The sequence below is a fragment of the Acidovorax sp. 56 genome (assembly GCF_002749705.1).
GTDB lineage: Bacteria > Pseudomonadota > Gammaproteobacteria > Burkholderiales > Burkholderiaceae_C > Acidovorax.
On the sequence record NZ_PEEV01000001.1, the window covers coordinates 5,018,739 to 5,038,188 of the forward strand.

At 63.4% G+C, this 19,450-nt stretch carries 14 protein-coding genes; 6 read left to right on the forward strand and 8 right to left on the reverse strand.

The features are described from left to right. The 3 genes from CLU88_RS22390 to nadB form a co-directional block, all read right to left on the reverse strand. Window positions 1–375 (reverse strand): 6-carboxytetrahydropterin synthase, encoded by a 375-nt coding sequence (locus CLU88_RS22390; RefSeq protein ID WP_099658493.1) that lies wholly within the window; start codon window positions 373–375, stop codon window positions 1–3. A gap of 65 nt (window positions 376–440) precedes the next feature. Further along, the gene (queE, locus tag CLU88_RS22395; RefSeq protein ID WP_099658494.1) at window positions 441–1,076 is read right to left on the reverse strand and encodes a 7-carboxy-7-deazaguanine synthase; all 636 of its coding nucleotides are present in this window, start codon (window positions 1,074–1,076) and stop codon (window positions 441–443) included. Beyond that, complete coding sequence (gene nadB, locus CLU88_RS22400) at window positions 1,073–2,662, reverse strand: L-aspartate oxidase (protein ID WP_099658495.1); 1,590 nt, start codon at window positions 2,660–2,662, stop codon at window positions 1,073–1,075. Before nadB ends, queE begins: the two co-directional genes overlap by 4 nt. Before the next feature lie 856 nt (window positions 2,663–3,518). Here nadB and CLU88_RS22405 point away from each other — a divergent pair. Then, complete coding sequence (locus CLU88_RS22405; protein WP_158235629.1) at window positions 3,519–7,607, forward strand: IPTL-CTERM sorting domain-containing protein; 4,089 nt, start codon at window positions 3,519–3,521, stop codon at window positions 7,605–7,607. Between the two features lie 273 nt (window positions 7,608–7,880). Here the strand turns inward: CLU88_RS22405 and CLU88_RS22410 are convergent, their stop codons facing one another. Both CLU88_RS22410 and CLU88_RS22415 read right to left on the reverse strand, forming a co-directional pair. Further along, the gene (locus CLU88_RS22410) at window positions 7,881–8,747 is read right to left on the reverse strand and encodes a ScpA family protein (RefSeq protein ID WP_369827682.1); all 867 of its coding nucleotides are present in this window, start codon (window positions 8,745–8,747) and stop codon (window positions 7,881–7,883) included. Between the two features lie 84 nt (window positions 8,748–8,831). Further along, window positions 8,832–9,038 carry a DUF3460 family protein gene (locus CLU88_RS22415; RefSeq protein ID WP_099658497.1) on the reverse strand — a complete coding sequence of 69 codons (207 nt, stop codon included), beginning with the start codon at window positions 9,036–9,038 and terminating at the stop codon, window positions 8,832–8,834. Window positions 9,039–9,080: 42 nt separating this feature from the next. Here CLU88_RS22415 and CLU88_RS22420 point away from each other — a divergent pair, with 42 nt between their 5' ends. Together CLU88_RS22420 and CLU88_RS22425 are read left to right on the forward strand one after the other, a co-directional pair. Continuing rightward, window positions 9,081–9,629 carry an outer membrane protein assembly factor BamE gene (locus CLU88_RS22420; protein ID WP_199173491.1) on the forward strand — a complete coding sequence of 183 codons (549 nt, stop codon included), beginning with the start codon at window positions 9,081–9,083 and terminating at the stop codon, window positions 9,627–9,629. Between the two features lie 237 nt (window positions 9,630–9,866). Beyond that, window positions 9,867–10,508, forward strand: coding sequence for a YitT family protein (locus CLU88_RS22425; RefSeq protein ID WP_099658498.1), 642 nt, complete (start codon window positions 9,867–9,869; stop codon window positions 10,506–10,508). 110 nt (window positions 10,509–10,618) lie between these two features. Here CLU88_RS22425 and metG read toward each other — a convergent pair whose 3' ends face one another. From metG to CLU88_RS22440, 3 genes are all read right to left on the reverse strand, one after another. After that, window positions 10,619–12,718 carry a methionine--tRNA ligase gene (gene metG, locus CLU88_RS22430; protein ID WP_099658499.1) on the reverse strand — a complete coding sequence of 700 codons (2,100 nt, stop codon included), beginning with the start codon at window positions 12,716–12,718 and terminating at the stop codon, window positions 10,619–10,621. Window positions 12,719–12,828: 110 nt separating this feature from the next. Continuing rightward, complete coding sequence (locus tag CLU88_RS22435) at window positions 12,829–14,079, reverse strand: patatin-like phospholipase family protein (RefSeq protein ID WP_099658500.1); 1,251 nt, start codon at window positions 14,077–14,079, stop codon at window positions 12,829–12,831. 419 nt (window positions 14,080–14,498) lie between these two features. Next, a complete protein-coding gene (locus CLU88_RS22440; RefSeq protein ID WP_099659085.1) occupies window positions 14,499–15,056 on the reverse strand; it encodes a restriction endonuclease in 558 nt (185 codons plus the stop codon). 202 nt (window positions 15,057–15,258) lie between these two features. Between CLU88_RS22440 and apbC the strand changes: the two genes are divergently transcribed. The 3 genes from apbC (at window position 15,259) to CLU88_RS22455 (ending at window position 19,338) form a co-directional block, all read left to right on the forward strand. After that, window positions 15,259–16,350 carry an iron-sulfur cluster carrier protein ApbC gene (gene apbC / locus CLU88_RS22445; protein ID WP_099658501.1) on the forward strand — a complete coding sequence of 364 codons (1,092 nt, stop codon included), beginning with the start codon at window positions 15,259–15,261 and terminating at the stop codon, window positions 16,348–16,350. 182 nt (window positions 16,351–16,532) lie between these two features. Continuing rightward, complete coding sequence (locus CLU88_RS22450; RefSeq protein ID WP_099658502.1) at window positions 16,533–17,477, forward strand: LysR substrate-binding domain-containing protein; 945 nt, start codon at window positions 16,533–16,535, stop codon at window positions 17,475–17,477. Between the two features lie 181 nt (window positions 17,478–17,658). Continuing rightward, entirely contained in the window at window positions 17,659–19,338 is a 1,680-nt protein-coding gene (locus CLU88_RS22455; RefSeq protein ID WP_099658503.1) for an OFA family MFS transporter, read from the forward strand. Window positions 19,339–19,450 lie beyond the last annotated feature (112 nt).

The window sequence follows — 19,450 nt, forward strand, 5'->3', positions numbered from 1 at the left end:
TCAGGCGCTGGGTGCCTGGGGCAGGTCCAGCGTGCACGCGTCGCCCACGGCATCGCGCCACACGCGCACCTGGCTGGGGTGCAGGTCGGCCACGGCACGGGCGATGAAAAGGCACAGGTGCTCCAGCGTGGGCACGCCCAGGCCAGGCACTTCGTCGAGAAAGTGGTGGTCGAGCTGCTCACGCACTTGGGCCAGGCGTGCGCGCAAATGGCCCAGGTCTTGCACCATGCCGGTGGCAGGGTCGAGTGGGCCGGTCAGGGCCACTTCGGCGTGGTAGGTGTGGCCGTGGATGCGGCGGCTGCCCTCGGCCTCGATCTCACGGCGCAGGGTGTGCGCGGCATCGAAAAAAAAGCGTTGGCGAATGGTCAGTTGCATGGCAAAAAAGGGGCAGAGGCCGGTTCAACGGGAGCAGGAAGGTGGGAGTCCGCAATGGCGTCGGATCAACGAATCCCGGTCAGTTTGTGGGTTTGCAGGCTCAGGCGCCAGGCGGGGTGGCGCATGCAGGTGTCTATGCACAGGGCGGTGTTTTGGCGTTGCAGGGGCCCGTCCATGGGCTGCAGGTAGCGGTGGGCAAAGTCGGTGTTTTGCTCCAGCGTAGGCAGGTCGAACCCGGGTTGCGGCCAAACCAGTTTCAGCTCTTGCCCGCTGCGCTGCACAAAGGGGGCGCCCGCCTTGGGGCTGATGCACAGCCAGTCAATGCCCTCGGGCGCCTTCACGGTGCCGTTGCTTTCGACGGCGATGCGGAACTGCTGCGCGTGCAGCGCGTCGATGAGTGCTGCATCCACCTGCAGCAGGGGCTCGCCACCGGTCAACACCACCAGGCGGTGGCCTGCGCCCACGGGCCATTGCGCGGCGATGGTTTGCGCCAACAGTGCAGCCGTCTCGAATTTGCCGCCCAGCGTGCCGTCGGTGCCCACAAAGTCGGTGTCGCAGAACTGGCAGACGGCCTGCGCGCGGTCCTGCTCACGGCCCGTCCAGAGGTTGCAGCCCGCAAAGCGGCAGAACACGGCGGGCGCGCCCGCCTGGCCGCCTTCGCCTTGCAGGGTGTAGAAGATTTCTTTGACGCTGTAGGTCATCGGGGTACCGGAGGGACTAAGAGGGTTGGGGCAGCGGGGGCCGCCATGTCGGGGTAGTCGCGGCTGTAGTGCAGGCCCCGGCTTTCGCGGCGCAGCTGGGCGCTTTTCACGATCAGGTCGGCCACCTGCACCAGGTTGCGCAGCTCCAGCAAATCGCGTGTGATGTGGAAGTGCGCGTAGAACTCCTGGATCTCGCCCTGCAACATGGCAATGCGGTGGGCGGCGCGCTCCAGCCGCTTGTTGGTGCGCACGATGCCCACGTAGTCCCACATGAAGCGGCGCAGCTCGTCCCAGTTGTGGGAGATGACGACGGACTCATCCGCATCGGTCACGCGGCTGTCGTCCCAGGCGGGCACGGCAGGCAGCGTGGAGGTGGGGGCGGCGGCAATGGCCTGGGCGGCCGCACGCGCAAACACCATGCATTCGAGCAGCGAGTTGCTGGCCAGGCGGTTGGCGCCGTGCAGGCCGGTGCAGGCCACTTCGCCCACGGCGTACAGGCCCGGCAGGTCGGTGCGACCGGCCAGGTCGGTCAGCACGCCGCCGCAGGTGAAGTGGGCGGTGGGCACCACGGGGATGGGTTCCTTGGTGATGTCGATGCCCAGCGACGCGCAGTGCGCGAGGATGTTCGGAAAGTGCTCCTGCAAAAACGCAGGGCTCTGGTGCGAGATGTCGAGGTGCACGCAGTCCAGCCCGTGCTTTTTCATCTCAAAGTCGATGGCGCGGGCCACCACATCGCGCGGGGCCAGTTCGGCGCGCGGGTCGTGGTCGAGCATGAAGCGCGTACCGCCCGCCGATGGGGGCAGCAGCAGTTTGCCGCCTTCGCCGCGCACGGCCTCGCTGATGAGGAAGGACTTTTCGTGCGGGTGGTACAGCCCTGTGGGGTGGAATTGGATGAACTCCATGTTGGCCACGCGGCAGCCCGCACGCCAGGCGGCTGCAATGCCGTCGCCCGTGGCGGTGTCGGGGTTGGTGGTGTAGAGGTACACCTTGCCCGCGCCGCCCGTGGCCAGGATGGTTTGCGGCGCGCGGAAGGTGACGACCTCGTCGGTGTCGCTGTCGAGCGCGTACAGGCCCAGACAGCGATTGCCCGGCAAGCCCAGCTTGCGCGTGGTGATCAGGTCCACCAGTGTGTGCTGCTCGAACAGCGTGATGCCGGGTGTGCTGCGCACCACGTCCATCAGCGTGCGCTGCACGGCTGCGCCGGTGGCGTCGGTCACATGGGCAATGCGGCGCGCGCTGTGGCCGCCTTCACGGGTCAGGTGCAACTGGTCGCCTTCGAGCGTGAAGGGCACGCCCAGCTGGCGCAGCCAGGCGATCGATGCGGGCGCGTTCTCCACCACAAACCGCGTGGTGGCCAGGTCGCACAGGCCCGCACCCGCCACCAGTGTGTCTTCAATGTGGGCGGCAAAGCTGTCGTCATCGGCCAGCACGGCGGCAATACCGCCCTGGGCCCAGCCGCTCGATCCATCCTGCAGCGTGCGCTTGGTGATCACGGCCACGCGGTGCGTGGGCGCCAGGTGCAGGGCGGCCGAGAGACCGGCGAGGCCGCTGCCTACGATGAGAACGTCGAAGTCGTGGGATGCCAAAGGGTGTCCTTGTTAGCTTTGGAAGGGGCGCCGCTTTGGGCACGTGGCACTGGAGGATTCAACTGGTCAAATGCCACTCACTGGGACGCGTGTCACAAGACAAGTGGTGTGAGAAGTCAATATTTGCCATCTGCTAGCCGTGTCAAATGGTGTGCCGGAGTGAGATCGCCGGGAGAATGTGATGCTCATCAACAAGAATCGGAACATTGCTACCGCCCTGCACATGAGTCCAGCGGATGTCTGCGCAGGTGGGAAGCGCTGAGTTCTCCAAGTGCCCTGAACATGAGCAAGACGCGAAGCAGTAGCTGGAGTGGCGCTGCGATTCTATTTGCAGAATCTCCTCTGCGCATGGGCGTTTCAGCCATCAGCACGGTCTGCTGCGCAAGCAGGAGGCAGCGCGGCCCGCGCCCGAATTGGTATCCACGAGGTGGAGAAAAGGGTGATCGTTTCTGTCTCGTTGTGTGATGCACCCAAATGTAGGTGTTGTTCTCGCTTGATAAAGCGTTGGTTTGTTACCTCGGAGACGACGTTTTTGGTTACAGAGTGATACGCTGCTGTGATCTTTTATTAAAGTGCGACTGATCCTATGGCCTTCGATTGCTCAATTGCTTTAATACCTAGCAAAACGACTTCGTCTTTCACCCACGCATTGAAGACATCCTTGGCCTGTGCGGCTCTGTGCCTTAGGGCCTTGCAGCTGCGCGCTGCAGCAGTGTGGTTTGCAGCGCTTGTGGCGTCTGCATTAGCTCCGGCGGCGTCGCACGCCGCGGTGTCGACAGGCTCACTGCCGACGGCTACTAGTTCTCTTCAGTTGGCACAACCAGCAATAGCGCCCAATGGGGATACTTATATAGCTTTGAAGCGTGACGCAGGCATTTTCATTTATCGATTGCTCAGTGGAGATACCACCTGGCAATCGGTTACTACCCTGCCGACGCCCAGCACCGCGATTGCTTCGGAGAACTATGAGGCGTTTGGCCTCGCTGTCGATGCGAGCGGCGCTATCCATGTCGCTGTTGTTGGGATGTCATTAGCGCCTGACGCAACCAACAACAAGTATGCAGTCCACACCGGTATCTACTATCTCCAATACAGTTCCAACGCGTGGTCGACGGCCAAGACGCTCGATACCCAAGCGCTGCCAACCCCCTGGACCCAACAACCGATCACATGGGTGGATCCCAGTTTGCAGATCGATCAAACGGGCAGGGTAACCATCGCCTATTCGCGCAACGACAACCCTGCCAAGACCGAAACCATTCACATTGCCAGGGACAACGGCGCTGGCGGGTTTACCGATACGGTGGCGGCCAGCGGCAACTCGAGCGTTAGCAGCAATAAGCTAACGCTCAACGCCTTTGTGGCTGGGCTGGATGGCCGCCTTGCATTGGCTTACACCGGCAACGATCAACAAACCATCTGGTACGCCGATTCCAACAATTGGACCAGTTCTACCAAAGCGCTCGATCCTGTCCCTGGAGACAATTTTCGTGTTGCCGGACTGGCGGTCGGTGCCAATGGAGTAGCCCATCTGCTCATTGAGGATCAGTCTTTTACGACGTTCCGTATTGGCATGCTCACCAACGCTGGTGGCACCTGGACCACCATTAACAGTGCCAATGCATTGATCGTCGATGACGGGCTAGCCTGGAAGGATGCTCTTTTCTCTAGTTCCCGCAACAGTCTTGCGCAAAATCTGCAGGGTGACCTCTTTTTCTTGGTCATGCATGCCGACGACATATTTACGGACGCAGGATCTTCCTTCGCCTTCAACGTCTATGGCAGGCCGTCGGGTCAGTCCACGTGGGTCAAGGGGTTTACATCGTCGGCTTCGGTGAACCCAGAACTGACCAACGGGCTGGCAAACGATGACGTATTCTCTGAAACCGTCTACTTGGTCGCGCCCGCCAACACCAGTCTGTCGGTCATCCACAGCAATCCCGGTGCGTCGCCTCGTACGACCAAGTACTCGGTAGGCTTGCGCACCGACTACGTCACTTTTCCACCCAGCTCCATCACCTACAACAGCAATGTCAACACCAGCGGATCGGCCCCGACGGACCCCGCCAGCCCGTATGTGGACGGATCAACCGTGGTGGTGCTTGGCAACACTGGAGCGCTGAGCAAGACTGGGGCGGCCTTCGCGGGCTGGAACACCGCTGCGGACGGGAGCGGCACGACCTACCTGCCGGGCGATACGTTCAACATCTCCCAAAATCTCACCCTTTATGCGCGCTGGTTGCACTACGACCCCGCGTCACCCAGTGCTGCCACCGTGGGCGTTGCCTACAGCCAGTCCCTCGCAGGCGCGTCTGGTGCCAGCGGCCCGTACACCTACACCGTGACCTCGGGTGGCCTCCCTGCAGGCATCACGTTGTCGAGCTCCGGCACGCTCAGCGGCACGCCGTCCGCAGGGGGTACGTTCACTTTCCAAGTCACCGCCGCAGACACTGGCGCGGGTCAGTACAGCACGGCGAGCCAAACCCTGTCTCTGGCGGTCTCGGCGCCTTCGCAGACCTACGCCCCCACCAACCCGGCCAGCGGGTTCGTCGGATCCGCGTACAGCCAGTCGCTGGCGGGCGCCTCGGGCGGCACCGCTCCTTACGCCTACACCGTGGCCAGTGGGGCTTTGCCTCCGGGGTTGACGCTGAGCACCAATGGCGTGATCTCGGGCACTCCGACGACCCCAGGCAGTTTCAACTTCACCATCCAGGCGACGGACAGCAGTACGGGCTCTGGGCCGTACGTGCAAAACAGCGGTTCGTTGACCATGAGCATCAGTGCGCCGACGATCACGGTGGCACCCGCGACGGTCCCGGCGGCCGCAGTCGGTACGGCTTATAGCCAGACCTTCACTGCGTCGGGTGGAACGGCGCCCTACACCTATTCGGCTGCGGGCAGTCTGCCACCCGGCCTGTCTATTGCTCCGGCCGGTCAATTCTCTGGTACGCCGACCGCAGGCGGCAGCTACACCTTCACGGTCACGGCAACCGATGCCAACCAGTACACGGGTGCCAGAAACTACACCGTGACGGTGGCCACACCGGCCATAGTGGTTTCTCCTACCACCATCAGCTCCATTTCGGCGGGTACGCAAGCCAGCACGGCACTCACTGCCAGCGGCGGCACTGTGCCCTACAGCTACGCAATTACGGTGGGTTCCTTGCCAGCAGGCGTCAGTCTCAACACGGCAACGGGAGCCCTCAGTGGAAATCCTACGGTAGCGGGAACATTCAACTTCACCGTAACCGCGACAGACTCATCGACCGGCACAGGGCCTTACTCTGGGAGTCGGGCCTTCACTTGGTCGATCACCGCGCCCACGCTGTCGCTGGCTCCGGCATCTGGCGCGCTCTCCGGGTTAGTTGGGGCTGCCTTCAGCCAGACGTTCACCGCCTCCGGCGGAAATGCCCCCTACACGTACGGCCTGAACGTGACAGCGGGTTCCATGCCTACTGGCCTGAGCTTCGCGACAAACACAGGCATCCTCTCTGGCACGCCGACTTCGGCAGGGACGGTGACGTTCGACCTCGTTGCGACTGACAGCACCACGGGGTCTGGAGCACCGTACTCCGTTATTAAGTCCTATACGTTGACCGTGGCCGCACCGACCATAGCGATTTCTCCTTCCACCATCAGCCCCATCTCGGTGGGAATGCAAGCCAGCACGGCGTTCATTGCCAGCGGTGGCACTGCGCCCTACAGCTACGCAATTACGGCGGGTTCTTTGCCAGCAGGCGTCATCCTCAACACGGCAACCGGAGTCCTCAGCGGAAATCCTACGGCAGTGGGAACACTCAACTTCACCGTGACAGCGACAGACTCATCGGTCGGCACAGGGCCTTACTCTGGAAGTCGGTCCTTCATTTGGTCGATCACCGCACCCACGGTGACCGTGTCACCGTCCACCCTTCCCGCTCCCGTAGTCGGTTTGGCTTACAGCCAGAATCTTTCCGCTGCGGGCGGGGCTGCGCCGTACTCGTTCGCGATCACTGCGGGCGCGCTGCCTCCCGGCCTTACGTTGTCTTCTGCGGGCGTTATCGCTGGCACAGTCACTGCCGCAGGTTCCTTCAACTTCACAGTGCAGACAACGGATGGAAATGGTTCCACCGGGAGCGCCTCGTACAGCTTCAGCGTAGGGTTTCCTACGCTGTCGCTAAACCCCTCCACACTGCCCAACACGGAGACGGGCTCGAACTACAACCAGACCATCACGGCGTCCGGAGGCACGGCGTCCTACTCCTACGTCGTGTCTTCGGGGTCTCTGCCCAACGGCTTGGTGCTGAGCAGCACGGGCGTTGTCAGCGGCATTGCGACCACGGCTGGCACATTCAACGCCACCATCCGGGCAACTGACAGCTCTACGGGGACCGGCGCGCCCTTCATGATCAGCCAGCCCTACACCATCGTCGTGGCCAAAAAGACCTACAGCGCACCGACCAGTACGGGCTCGGGCAGCGCGACGGCGTCTTTCACCGGCGGCGGCGACAGCTGCACCTTTACGCACTCCCAGTTTGTGGGCACCAGCGCAGCCTCTACTGCCCCGCCCAACGGGTACACCTTCCCTGAGGGCATGTTTGAATTTACGGCTAGCAGTTGTGATGTGCACAGCACGCTGACTGTGACCCTGACTTACGCGGACCCGGTGCCCCCCAATGCCATCCTGTTGAAACATAGCCCGAGTGCTGTGAACAAGTGGTTCACTGTGCCGGCAACGATCAGCGGCAATCGGGTGACGTATTCGGTGCAGGACGGCGAGACAGGCGACGACGACCAGAACCAAAATGGTCAGATCGTTGATCCCGTGGCCCTCGCGGTGCCGTTGGCAGCAGCGCCGGGCAACGCCTCCGCTATCCCCACTTTGGCTCAATGGGGGATTGCGTTGATGGCGTTGCTGCTCTCCGGCTCGGGCATGCTCATCCTGCGGCGCAGGCTGCCTTCATAACGACGATGTGACGCGTTTGCACTTTGTGTGCAGATCCACGCCAAAGGCCTGCTGAGTCAGGCCTTTGCTTTTTCTGATCACATTTCGGATGGCCTCATTGGCGAGGAAACCTCAGGCGTTGCTTCGCAGGTCTTTTTGGATGTTGGCAGAGCGGTGCCCCCTCTGTCCCCATACCGGGGGGCCTTGTGGAGCAGAATTTTCCTGCAGGTTACCGGCGGCCTCACTCGCGTGCGCAGCGAGAGAGGGGGACGCGGCGTAGCCGCTCAGGGGGTGTCATACGGGGGTGTAAGCAAGGCGCACGTAAATGGGCGCAAACGCTTCGGCCTGCGTGATCTCGATCAGCGTCTCTTTGGCCAGCTCCAGCAGCGCAATGAACGTGACCACCAGCACGGTGCTGCCTTTTGCGGGCTCGAAGAGCTCTTCAAACTCCACAAAGCGACGGCCTTGCAGGGTCTTGAGCACCATGCTCATGTATTCGCGCACGCTCAGTTCTTCGCGGGTGATCTTGTGGTGCTGCACGAGCTTGGCGCGTTTCAGAATGTCGCGCCAGGCGTCTTGCAGCTCCACCACGTGCACATCGGGAAAGCGCGGTTGCAGGCTTTGCTCGATGTAGACCTGGGCCTTGAGGAAGTCGCGGCCGTACTGCGGCAGCTGCCCCAGGCGGGCAGCGGCCATCTTCATTTGCTCGTATTCGAGCAGGCGGCGCACCAGCTCGGCGCGCGGGTCTTCGGGCTCCTCGCCCTCGGCCTGCTTCTTGGGCGGCAGCAGCATGCGCGACTTGATCTCGATGAGCATCGCCGCCATCAGCAAATACTCGGCCGCCAACTCCAGGTTGCGGCTGCGGATCTCGTCCACGTACACCAAATACTGCTTGGTGACCCCCACCATGGGGATGTCGAGGATGTTGAAGTTCTGCTTGCGGATCAGGTACAGCAGCAAATCCAGCGGGCCTTCAAAGGCTTCGAGGAAGACTTCGAGCGCGTCGGGCGGGATGTACAGGTCGGTGGGCAGCGCAAACAGCGGCTCGCCATACAGGCGCGCCAGCGCCACCTGGTCGATCACATTGGGCATGCCGCTGGCCGCCGTGGCTGCCAGGGCATCTGCCACGTCGGCGGCGGGCTGGGGGCTGGCGTTGCTCATGATTTGCTATGAAATGTGTAGCTTCTAGCGCTTTTTGTACAAGCGCTAGGTGCCAATTTCGTTGCAACTGCCAGCCGCAAGACGTCAGTCCGCGTTGGTCTGGTAGACGTAGGGCTTTTGGGCAACCTGGCCTTGGCGGTAGTCGCCCCACAGGGTGCGGTCGACCTGCTTGTCCCACAGCAGGGCGCGGCCTGTCTGCTGTTGCTGGTCCAGCTCGGGCTTGGTGGCCTTGAGCTGGTTGATGAACTGGGTAGCGTCGGATTGGTAATCGGGGCGGCGGAAAATGGACATGGACTGTTAACCTCTTTTGCTGGATTTTACCGGGACGACGCCATGCCATTTTTTCGACGCGCCCAAAGCGCTGTCACCGCCGCAGTCTCCGCCGCATTGACCCCCGTCTTCGCGGCCCTGGTTTTGCTGACTGCCAGCGGCTGCGATCCGCAGCGCATCAGCGAGCTGCAACCGGGCCAATCGACCGAGGCCGATGTGCGCGACCGCTTTGGCGCGCCTGAAAACGTGTGGAACGAGGCCGATGGGGGCCGCACGCTGGAGTACAACCGCCAGCCTGCAGGCCAGGTCAACTACATGATCACCCTGGGGCCCGATGGCAAGGTGGCCGCTGTGCGCCAAGTGCTGACCCCCGACAACTTTGCCCGGGTGCAGCCCGGCATGCCCATGGCCGAGGTGCGCCGCCTGCTGGGCAAGCCTGCCAAGACGGCGCACTACGCCCTCAAAAATGAAACGGCAGTGGACTGGCGCTTTGCCGATGGCAGCCCTTCGCCCAAAGTGTTCACCGTGGTGCACGGCCCGGACTTGCGCGTGGTCCGCACCCAGACCGGTGACGACCTGGATGCGCCTGAGTTCAAGGGCGGTGGCAAATAGGGCCCGGTGCGCTGTTGGATTTTGAAAATAGAAGAAAATAGGCTCTAGCGCTTTAACCATAAGCGCTAGAAGCTATTTATTTGATAGCAATTGCGGCGCTGGGCGCTGCATGCCACTGGGCAAGCTGGCATTTGGCGCGCTGCTTGCTTGTGTTCTCGTGCTCCCGTGACAGGGGCCAATGGCGTTGGGGCTCACAAGGTCCTGGCCCTCCATTTTCAAAATCAAGAGTTTTTTTCCATGTCTCCTGCTGAATCCGGCATTCCGCCCGCCCCGGGCCCCGTGGTGTCTTTGCGCCACGGCACTTACGAAGATGCGCAAGCCCTGTTCTCGGGCACCCTGTTTGTGGCCATGGCGCTCATGCTGTTCAACCAGGCGGGGTTGCTCATCGGCAGCACGGCGGGCATTGCGTTTTTGCTGCACTACGTCACCGACATCTCGTTCGGCAAGCTGTTCTTTGTGGTGAACCTGCCGTTTTACTGGTTCGCCTGGACGCGCATGGGCCGCGAGTTCACGCTCAAGACCTTCCTTTGCGTGGCGCTGCTGTCGCTGTTGACCGAGCTGTTCCCGCATGTGATGCAGGTCAGCTACATCAATCCGCTGTTTGCCTCGCTGCTGGGCGGGCTGCTGCTGGGCACGGGCTGTCTGTTCCTGGCGCGGCACCGCTCCAGCCTGGGGGGCGCCACCATCGTGTCGCTGTACATGCAAAACCGCTACGGCGTGCGCGCGGGCAAGGTGCAGTTGGTGATTGACTGCGTGGTGCTGCTGCTGGCCCTGTTTGTGGTGCCGCTGGAGCGGGTGTTCTATTCGGTGCTGGCCGCCGTGGTGATGGGCGTGTTTTTGTGGATCAGCCACCGCCCGGGGCGGTACGCGGGCGGTTGATGGTGCGCGGTCCCCAGGGGCCGTGGAGCTTGGATTGCACATCGCACGCAATCCCTCCAAAGAAAAGGCCCTCTGAGTGAGGGCCTTGTCGTTGGTGCCAATCGTGGCGTTCAGCGCACGCGCATGCCGGGCGTGGCGCCAGGCCAGGGGTTGAGCACGTAGATGCCGGGGTTGGCTTTTTCGTCGCCATGGCTGGCGGCCAGCACCATGCCTTCGCTCACGCCAAACTTCATCTTGCGCGGGGCCAGGTTGGCCACCATCACGGTGTGCTTGCCCACCAAGTCTTCGGGCTTGTAGGCGCTGGCGATGCCGCTGAACACGTTGCGCGTGCGGCCTTCGCCCACGTCCAGTGTCAGGCGCAGCAGCTTGGTCGATCCCTCCACGGCTTCGCAGTTCACGATCAGCGCAATGCGCAGGTCGATCTTGGTGAAGTCGTCGATGGTGATGGTGGGGGCGAGTTCTTCGCCGCCGGGGTTGGCACTGGCTGCTACGGTTTCTGTAGCTGCTGGCGCTTGTTCTGCTTGCGCTGGAGCCTCAAACAAGGCCTCAAGCTGCTCAGGGGTCACGCGCTGCATCAGGTGTTGGTAGGGCTGGATGGCTTGCACATTGCCCGCCACATTCCATTGCTGCATGTCCACCCCCACAAACGACTGCACTGCCTGGGCCAGGCCGGGCAGCACGGGCGAGAGGTAGCGGGTGAGTGTGGCAAAGGTGTTGATCAGCACCGAGCAGACCTGGTGCAGTGCCTCGTTGTTGGCGGCGTCCTTGGCCAGGTCCCAGGGTTTGTTCTGGTCCACGTAGGCGTTGACCTTGTCGGCCAGTTGCATGATCTCGCGCGTAGCCTTGCTGTACTCGCGCGTTTCGTACATCTGTGCGATGGCATCGCCCGCACCGCGCACCTCGGCCAGCAGGGCGGCTCCGGTGGTTCCGAAATCGCTGGTCAGCTTGCCGTCAAAGCGCTTGGTCAAAAAGCCTGCCGCACGGCTGGCAATGTTCACGTACTTGCCGATCAAATCGCTGTTCACCCGCAGCATGAAGTCTTCGGCATTGAAGTCGATGTCTTCGTTGCGTGCCGACAGCTTGGCGGCCAGGTAGTAGCGCAGCCACTCGGCGTTCATGCCCAGGCTCAGGTACTTGAGCGGGTCCAGGCCGGTGCCGCGGCTCTTGCTCATCTTCTCGCCGTTGTTCACCGTGAGGAAGCCGTGCACAAAGACGTTGTTGGGTGTCTTGCGGCCGCTGAAGTGCAGCATGGCGGGCCAGAACAGCGTGTGGAAGGTGACGATGTCCTTGCCGATGAAGTGATACTGCTCCATGGCCGGGTCGGCCATGTAGGCGTCGTAGCTTTCGCCGCGCTTTTCCAGCAGGTTCTTCAGCGACGCCAGGTAGCCCACGGGCGCGTCCAGCCACACGTAGAAGTATTTGCCGGGTGCATCAGGGATCTCGATACCGAAGTAGGGCGCGTCGCGGCTGATGTCCCAGTCGCCCAGGCCTTCGCTGGTGGTGCCGTCGGGGTTGGTGCGGACGGTGAACCATTCCTTGATCTTGTTGGCCACCTCGGGCTGCAGCTTGCCGTCCTGCGTCCACTTTTCCAGGAACTCGACGCAGCGTGGGTCAGAGAGCTTGAAGAAGAAGTGCTCGGAGTGCTTGAGCTCGGGCTTGGCGCCCGACAGGGCCGAGAACGGGTTGATGAGGTCGGTGGGTGCATAGACCGAGCCGCAGACCTCGCAGTTGTCGCCGTACTGGTCCTTGGCGTGGCACTTGGGGCATTCGCCCTTGATGTAGCGGTCGGGCAGGAACATGTTCTTCTCGGGGTCGAAGAACTGCTCGATGGTGCGCACCTCGATCAGACCACCGTCGGCGCGGTCGCGCAGGTCGCGGTAGATCTGGCGGGCCAGCTCGTGGTTTTCGGGTGCATCGGTGCTGTGCCAGTTGTCAAAGCTGATGTGAAAACCGTCCAGGTACTGCTTGCGGCCCGCGGCGATGTCGGCCACGAACTGCTGGGGTGTCTTGCCCGCTTTTTCGGCGGCAATCATGATGGGTGCGCCGTGGGTGTCGTCCGCGCCCACGAAATTCACCGCGTTGCCCTGCATTCGCTGATACCGCACCCAGATGTCGGCCTGGATGTATTCCATGATGTGGCCGATGTGGAAGTTGCCGTTGGCATACGGCAGGGCGGTGGTAACGAAGAGTTTGCGTGCGGGTGACGACATGGGGGGAACACTTTCTCAGGCGGAACCGGCGATTTTAGGCGAGTGCCAGAGCGGCTGCCGCCGATGGGGGCGCAGGACGTGGGACGTGAGGCGCGGGATGTGGGCCCGCGTTACTGGTGCAGCCGCGTCTTGATTTCTGCGCCTGTGTCGTTCCAGCCAAAAAACCGGCACACCTCGGCGCGCATGGCCAGGGTGTCCGCACGGCCCAGGGCCATCAGCTCCTGGGTGTAGCCCGCTTCAAACAGCAGGTAGCTGGCCAGCGCCGCGCCGCGCACATCGGCCATGTTGGAGGTGACGCCCAAGGCGCCCAGCATGGTGCGCACCGGGGTGGGCAGGTCGCCCACGTGGCGCGCTGCCACGGCGTCCAGCCGCTGCGAGGGGGCAATCACCAGCAGCTCGATGGGGCGCAGGGAGCTGTGGGTGCGTTTTTCCTCGGGGATGAGGGACAGCGTCTGGTTGATGCGCTGCACCCGCTCCACGTCCACCGACAGTGCGTCCAGAAAGATGTTGGACAGCGCGTGCCCCGCAATTTGCGCCAGCGTGGGGTAGTTGGTCGTGGGGTTGGCGGCGGTGTCGCCCTTGGGCTCGTGCATGCGCCCGGCGCCAATGACGAGGATGCGCTCTGCCCCCAGATGGATGGCGGGCGCGATGGGCGCGGACTGGCGCATGGAGCCGTCGCCAAAGTATTCGACGTGGTCGTCCACCTCGATGCCCTTGGCCGGGAAGATGAACGGAATGGCCGAGGAGGCGAGCAGGTGCTCGTGCGTGATGCGGTCACGCGCGGCCTTGCGCTGCGAGCGCACCCAGGGCTGCACCGCCTCGGCCGACTCAAAAAACGTGACGTGCTCGCCCGAGCTGTAGCTGGACGCCGTGACGGCCAGCGCCTTGAGGTGCCCCCTGCGGATGAGGCGCGGCAGGCGCACCAGGGGCACCATCTTGACCAGCAGCTTCTCGAGCGGTGCGTTGTCCAGCAGCGATTTGGGCCGCATGCGCCGCCAGCGGGCCAGGGCCCAGCCCAGAGAGACCAGCGTGAGCCAGCGCGCGCCGCTGCGCATCACGCTCAGCGAATCGGCGCCGTACACCTGGCTGGCGTGGAACTGCCGCCACACGCGGGCAATGCGGCGCACGGCGCGGTCAAAGTTGTCGGCCCCGCAGGCCAGCGCCGCTGCGTTGATGGCCCCGGCCGAGGTGCCGGTGATGATGGGAAACGGGTTGGGCTGCTGCCCCGCGCCGCAGGCCAGGCGCAGGTCGGCGATGGCTTCGAGCACGCCCACCTGGTAGGCAGCGCGGGCGCCGCCGCCGGTCAGCAGCAGGCCGGTGGACGGGGTTTGGGGGGGCTCAGGCGGGTCGCGGTGGGGCATGTCGAAAACCGTGGGTGTGCAAGCGGGTCTGCCCGTGGGTTGTTAGAACCTGTTCAAGATCTTTTTGGGGTCGCACAAGTGCCTTGCGGGGATGGACTGCTAGGCGCGGTGGGCAGCCAATAGCTCGGCTATTGGCAAGCACCGCAACAACGCAGACCACCCGGCAAGGCACTTGCCCGAAGGGTTGGAGTGAAATCGGGCCGACGAACTTGGAGTTTTGACGCCCCGGCTGCTTGCATGGGCATGAGCCCATGCGGCGCATCCGAAGCATCCACTCATCCCGATTGCACTCCAATGCGATCCTCCAAAAAGATTTTGAACAGGTTCTTACAGCGGACAGGATGCCCAAAGTGTGCTGCGCAGGGCCCCGCTTTGGTTTGTGAAAACCCGTAGATGCCGTGGCGCTGCGGGCCCTTGTCTCAGCCGAGCAACAGCGCCGCCAGGGCGGGGCCTTGCACTAGGGTGATGCCGTGGTCGCGGGCAAACAGGGCGGCGCTTTCGCTCACGCTGCCTTGGCCTGCCACATAGAGGGCGCCCTGGGCGTTTTGGGCCTGCATGGCGTTGTATAGCTCGCGCAGGGGCTCGATGCCGTGCGTGGCGGCCTTCCAGCGCTTGGCGCTGACCAAAATGGTCTGTTCGCCCTTGGTCAGGCGCAGGTCCACCGGCCCTTTGGACGCCACATTCACGTCAAACCCCTGGCCCACCCAGGCGTGGGTGAGTGCCTGGGAGAAGGCGCTCCAGGGCATGGACTGGGTGCTGTCCAGCATTTGCTGCACCTTGGCTGCGCTGGGGGCGCGCAGCTGCCGCCAGGCCGCGATGCAGCCCACCACAAACAGCGGAAAACCGCTGAGAGCCCCGAGCACAAAGTATTCCGCAGGCAGCAAGGCCCGGGACACCAGCGCAAGGGCCGCCACCAGCACAAAGCTGATCCACCACGGCGAGCGCAGCAGCAGGGCAAACAGGGAGTTTTCGGACATCTTGAGTTTCACGGTGGCGTCTCGCTCTGGCGTTGGGGGCGGTAGGGTCAATGGGTGCGCATTGTCGTGCAGGTGCAGGGGTTGGCGGACACGTTGGTGTGGTTGCAACGGTGTTTCGGCCACCGCAGAAGGTGGCTTGCCCCCAGTAAAAACCAGTGAAAGCCTCTTGGATAGACTACTGGCCCCCACAGGAGTTATTTGAATGGCAGTCACCGAACAGGGCCTTTTGGCCGCACTCTCCAGCGTGCTGGACCCCCACACGGGCAAGGATTTTGTGAGCACGCGCGCCCTGCGCAATGTGCAGATCACCGGTGGCGATGTGGCCTTTGACGTGGAACTGGGCTACCCCGCCAAGAGCCTGGTGCCCGAGCTGCGCCGCAGCCTGGTGGCCGCCGCCAAGGGCGTGGCGGGGGTGGACAACGTGTCGGTCAACATCACCACCAAGGTGATTGCCCATGCCGTGCAGCGCGGCGTGCAGCTGCTGCCCCAGGTCAAGAACATCATCGCCGTGGCCTCGGGCAAAGGCGGCGTGGGCAAAAGCACCACGGCTGCCAACCTGGCCCTGGCCCTGGCCGCCGAGGGCGCCAGCGTAGGCGTGCTGGACGCCGACATCTACGGCCCCAGCCAGCCCATGATGCTGGGCATCAACCGCCGCCCTGAAAGCGAAGACGGCAAGACCATGGAGCCGCTGGAGAACTACGGCGTGCAGGTCATGTCCATCGGCTTTTTGGTGGACCAGGACGAAGCCATGATCTGGCGCGGCCCCATGGCCACGCAGGCGCTGGAGCAGCTGCTGCGCCAGACCAACTGGAAAGACCTGGACTACCTCATCATCGACATGCCCCCCGGCACCGGCGACATCCAGCTCACCCTGAGCCAGCGCGTGCCCATGACCGGCGCCGTCATCGTGACCACCCCGCAGGACATCGCCCTGCTGGACGCCAAGAAGGGCATCAAGATGTTCGAGAAGGTGGGCGTGCCCATCCTGGGCATCGTCGAGAACATGGCCGCTCACGTGTGCAGCAACTGCGGCCATGTGGAGCACATCTTTGGCGCTGATGGTGGCAAGAAGATGGCGGCAGACTACGGCATGGACTACCTGGGCGCGCTGCCGCTGGACATGAGCATCCGCCTGCAGGCCGACAGCGGCAAGCCCACCGTGGTGGCCGATCCCGATGGCGAAGTCGCCCAGATCTACAAGAAGGTGGCCCGCGACGTGGCGGTGAAGATCGCCCAGCAGGCCAAGGATTTTTCCAACAAATTCCCGACCATCTCGATCAGCAAGAACACCTGAGTGTTTTGCTATTGAATCGATAGCTGCTTGCGCTGATTGGTAGAGCGCTAGCGGCCTAAAATTCTTTAATTTTATGAGCGGATCGCCCTTGCAAGAGGTACCTGCGGTGCTGGTGGTGCCGACCCCGCAGCTTGGGTGGGCAAGCCGCGCCCCCTCTTTGTGCGCAGGCAAGGCGTAACTCCATGAACCTGCTCGCGTCCCTGCGCTACCTGGTGGCGCTGCACGAGCACCGGCACTTTGGCCGGGCGGCGCAGGCCTGCCACATCACGCAGCCTGCGCTCTCCAACGCCCTGCGGTCGCTGGAGGAGGAGTTTGGCGTGGTCATCGTGCAGCGGGGGCGCGCGTATGTGGGGCTCACGCATGAAGGCCAGGCGGTGCTCACCACCGCGCAGCGCATGCTGCGCGAGAGCGAGGTGCTGCGCCAGGAGCTGAGCAGCTTGCAGGACATGCCGCGTGGCTGTTTGCGCATGGCATCGACCCCCACGGCGGTGCCAGTGCTGGCCAGGTTTGCGGCGCTGCTGCAGGCACGCCACCCGGGCATTGCCTCGGTGGTGCTGTCGATGAGTTCGCTGGAGCTGGAGCAGGGCCTGGAAGACCTCTCCATCGACCTGGCCGTGGGCTACAGCGAGCGCATGCAGGCGCAGCGCGCTAACTTGCGGTCGTGGCCGCAGTGCACCGAGCGCTATTACCTGCTGCGCCGCGCCGCAGAGCCTGCCCTCGACCACCTGCGCATTGGACCGCCCATGGCATGGCGCGAGGCAGGGCAGTTGCCGCTGTGCCTGCTGACGGCTGAGATGCACAACCGCTTCATCATCGACCAGGCCCTGGGCGAGGCAGGGGCGCCCGTGGTGCCTGCCATTGAGACGAATTCGGTGCTGACCCTGGTGCTGAGCGTGGCGGCAGGCCAGGTGTGCAGCATCTTGCCCAGCGCCATGGTGGCCGCGGTGCGCAGCGAGCGTGGCCTGGAGGCGCTGCCCCTGGTGGAGCCCGATGTGCGCACCCCCATTGGCTTCATGACCCAGCGCGGCCCCCGCACGTCGCGGGCGCTGGAGGCCGCGCTGGCGCTGCTGGAGTCCCCTGAGTGGCAAGCGCAGTTGAGCGACCACTGTGGAGACCTGGCGCACTAGCCCATGCTTGGGCGGTGACTGAGGGCTTGGTTATGCACTGTGCTGCATACATTCGCTGCATGAATCAAGCGATGCTTTGATTTAATTTGACGCCCGGTTGCCGCTTTACTGAAACTCCGCTCCTGATTTTGATTTGCATCAAGAAACAACGCCGTGACGGCGCGAAAGGGAGAGGAAATACATGACAGCTTCCACTGCAAGCTTGCCTTTGGTTCAAGAGGATTCGGCCGCACCGGGTTTTCTGAGCAAGGAGCGCATCATTGCCGGCCCAGGCTTTAACCGCTGGCTGGTGCCACCGGCAGCCTTGGCCATCCACCTGTGCATTGGCATGGCCTACGGCTTTTCCGTGTTCTGGCTGCCGCTGTCCAAGGCGCTGCAAACGGCGGGTGCCGGTGCAGCCTGCGGCAAGGATGTGGGCTTTTTCACCCAGTTGTTCACCACGCAGTGCGATTGGACCGTGGCCACGCTGGGCTGGATGTACACGCTGTTCTTTGTGTTCCTGGGCTGCTCTGCGGCCATCTGGGGCGGCTGGCTGGAGCGGGCGGGCCCCCGCAAGGCCGGGGTGGTGTCGGCCGTGTGCTGGTGCGGCGGCATGCTGCTGTCGGCCCTGGGCATCCACACCCACCAGTTCTGGATGATGATTTTGGGCTCGGGTGTCATCGGCGGCATTGGGCTGGGGCTGGGCTACATCTCGCCCGTGTCCACACTGATCAAGTGGTTCCCCGACCGCCGTGGCATGGCCACCGGCATGGCCATCATGGGCTTTGGCGGCGGCGCGATGATTGGCTCGCCCCTGGCGGTGGAGTTGATGAAGTTCTTCGCCACGCCCACCGATGCCGGTGTGATGCAGACCTTTGTGGTCATGGCGCTGGTGTACTTTGCGTTCATGATGGCCGGGGCACTGGGCTACCGCGTGCCACCCAGCGGCTGGAAGCCCGCAGGCTGGACGCCGCCGGCCACGCTCACGGCCAACGCCATGATCACGCAGCGCCATGTGCACGTGAAGAAGGTCTGGGGCATTCCTCAGTTCTGGCTGGTGTGGGTGGTGCTGTGCATGAACGTGTCGGCCGGCATTGGCGTGATCGGCATGGCCAGCCCCATGTTGCAGGAAGTGTTTGGCGGTGGCTTGGTGGGCATCGGCAAGAAGTTCTCCGAGCTGAGCAAGGAAGAGCTGTCCGCCATTGCGGCCGTGGCCGGTGGCTTCACGGCGCTGCTGTCGCTGTTCAACATCGGCGGCCGCTTCTTCTGGGCCAGCCTGTCAGACAAGCTGGGCCGCAAGCTCACTTACACCGTGTTCTTTGTGCTGGGCGGCCTGCTGTACTTCAGCATCCCTTCGTCGGCCGGTGCGGGCAGCAAGCTGCTGTTTGTGGGCGCGTTCTGCGTCATCCTGTCGATGTACGGTGGTGGTTTTGCCACCGTGCCTGCCTACCTGGCCGACCTGTTCGGCACGCAAATGGTGGGAGCCATCCATGGCCGCTTGCTCACTGCGTGGGCCACGGCGGGCATCTTGGGCCCGGTGGTGGTCAACTACATGCGTGAATACCAGCTGGGCCTGGGCATTCCGCGCGAGCAGGTCTATAACCAGACCATGTACATCCTGGTGGGCATGCTGGTGGTGGGCTTGATTGCCAACCTGCTGGTGCGCCCCGTGGCCGACAAGCATTTCATGACCGACGCCGAGCTGGCCCACGAGAAGAAACTGGCCCACGACAAGGCCGTGGCCGCAGAAGTGGGGGCGGGTGGCAACAGCACAGAGCGCACCAGCACCGCTGTGGTGGTGCTGGCCTGGCTGGCCGTGGGCTTGCCACTGGCCTGGGGCACTTACAAGACGCTGTTGAGCGCCGCCAAGTTCTTTCAGTGAATGACCTTGCGTGAGCCGTGGGCGCTGGGTGCAGGCGCCCGCAATCGCGCTGGGGTGGCAGTACAAGCAGTGATGTGGGCGCACAGCAGGTTCCTCGTCTTGGGCGGGGCCT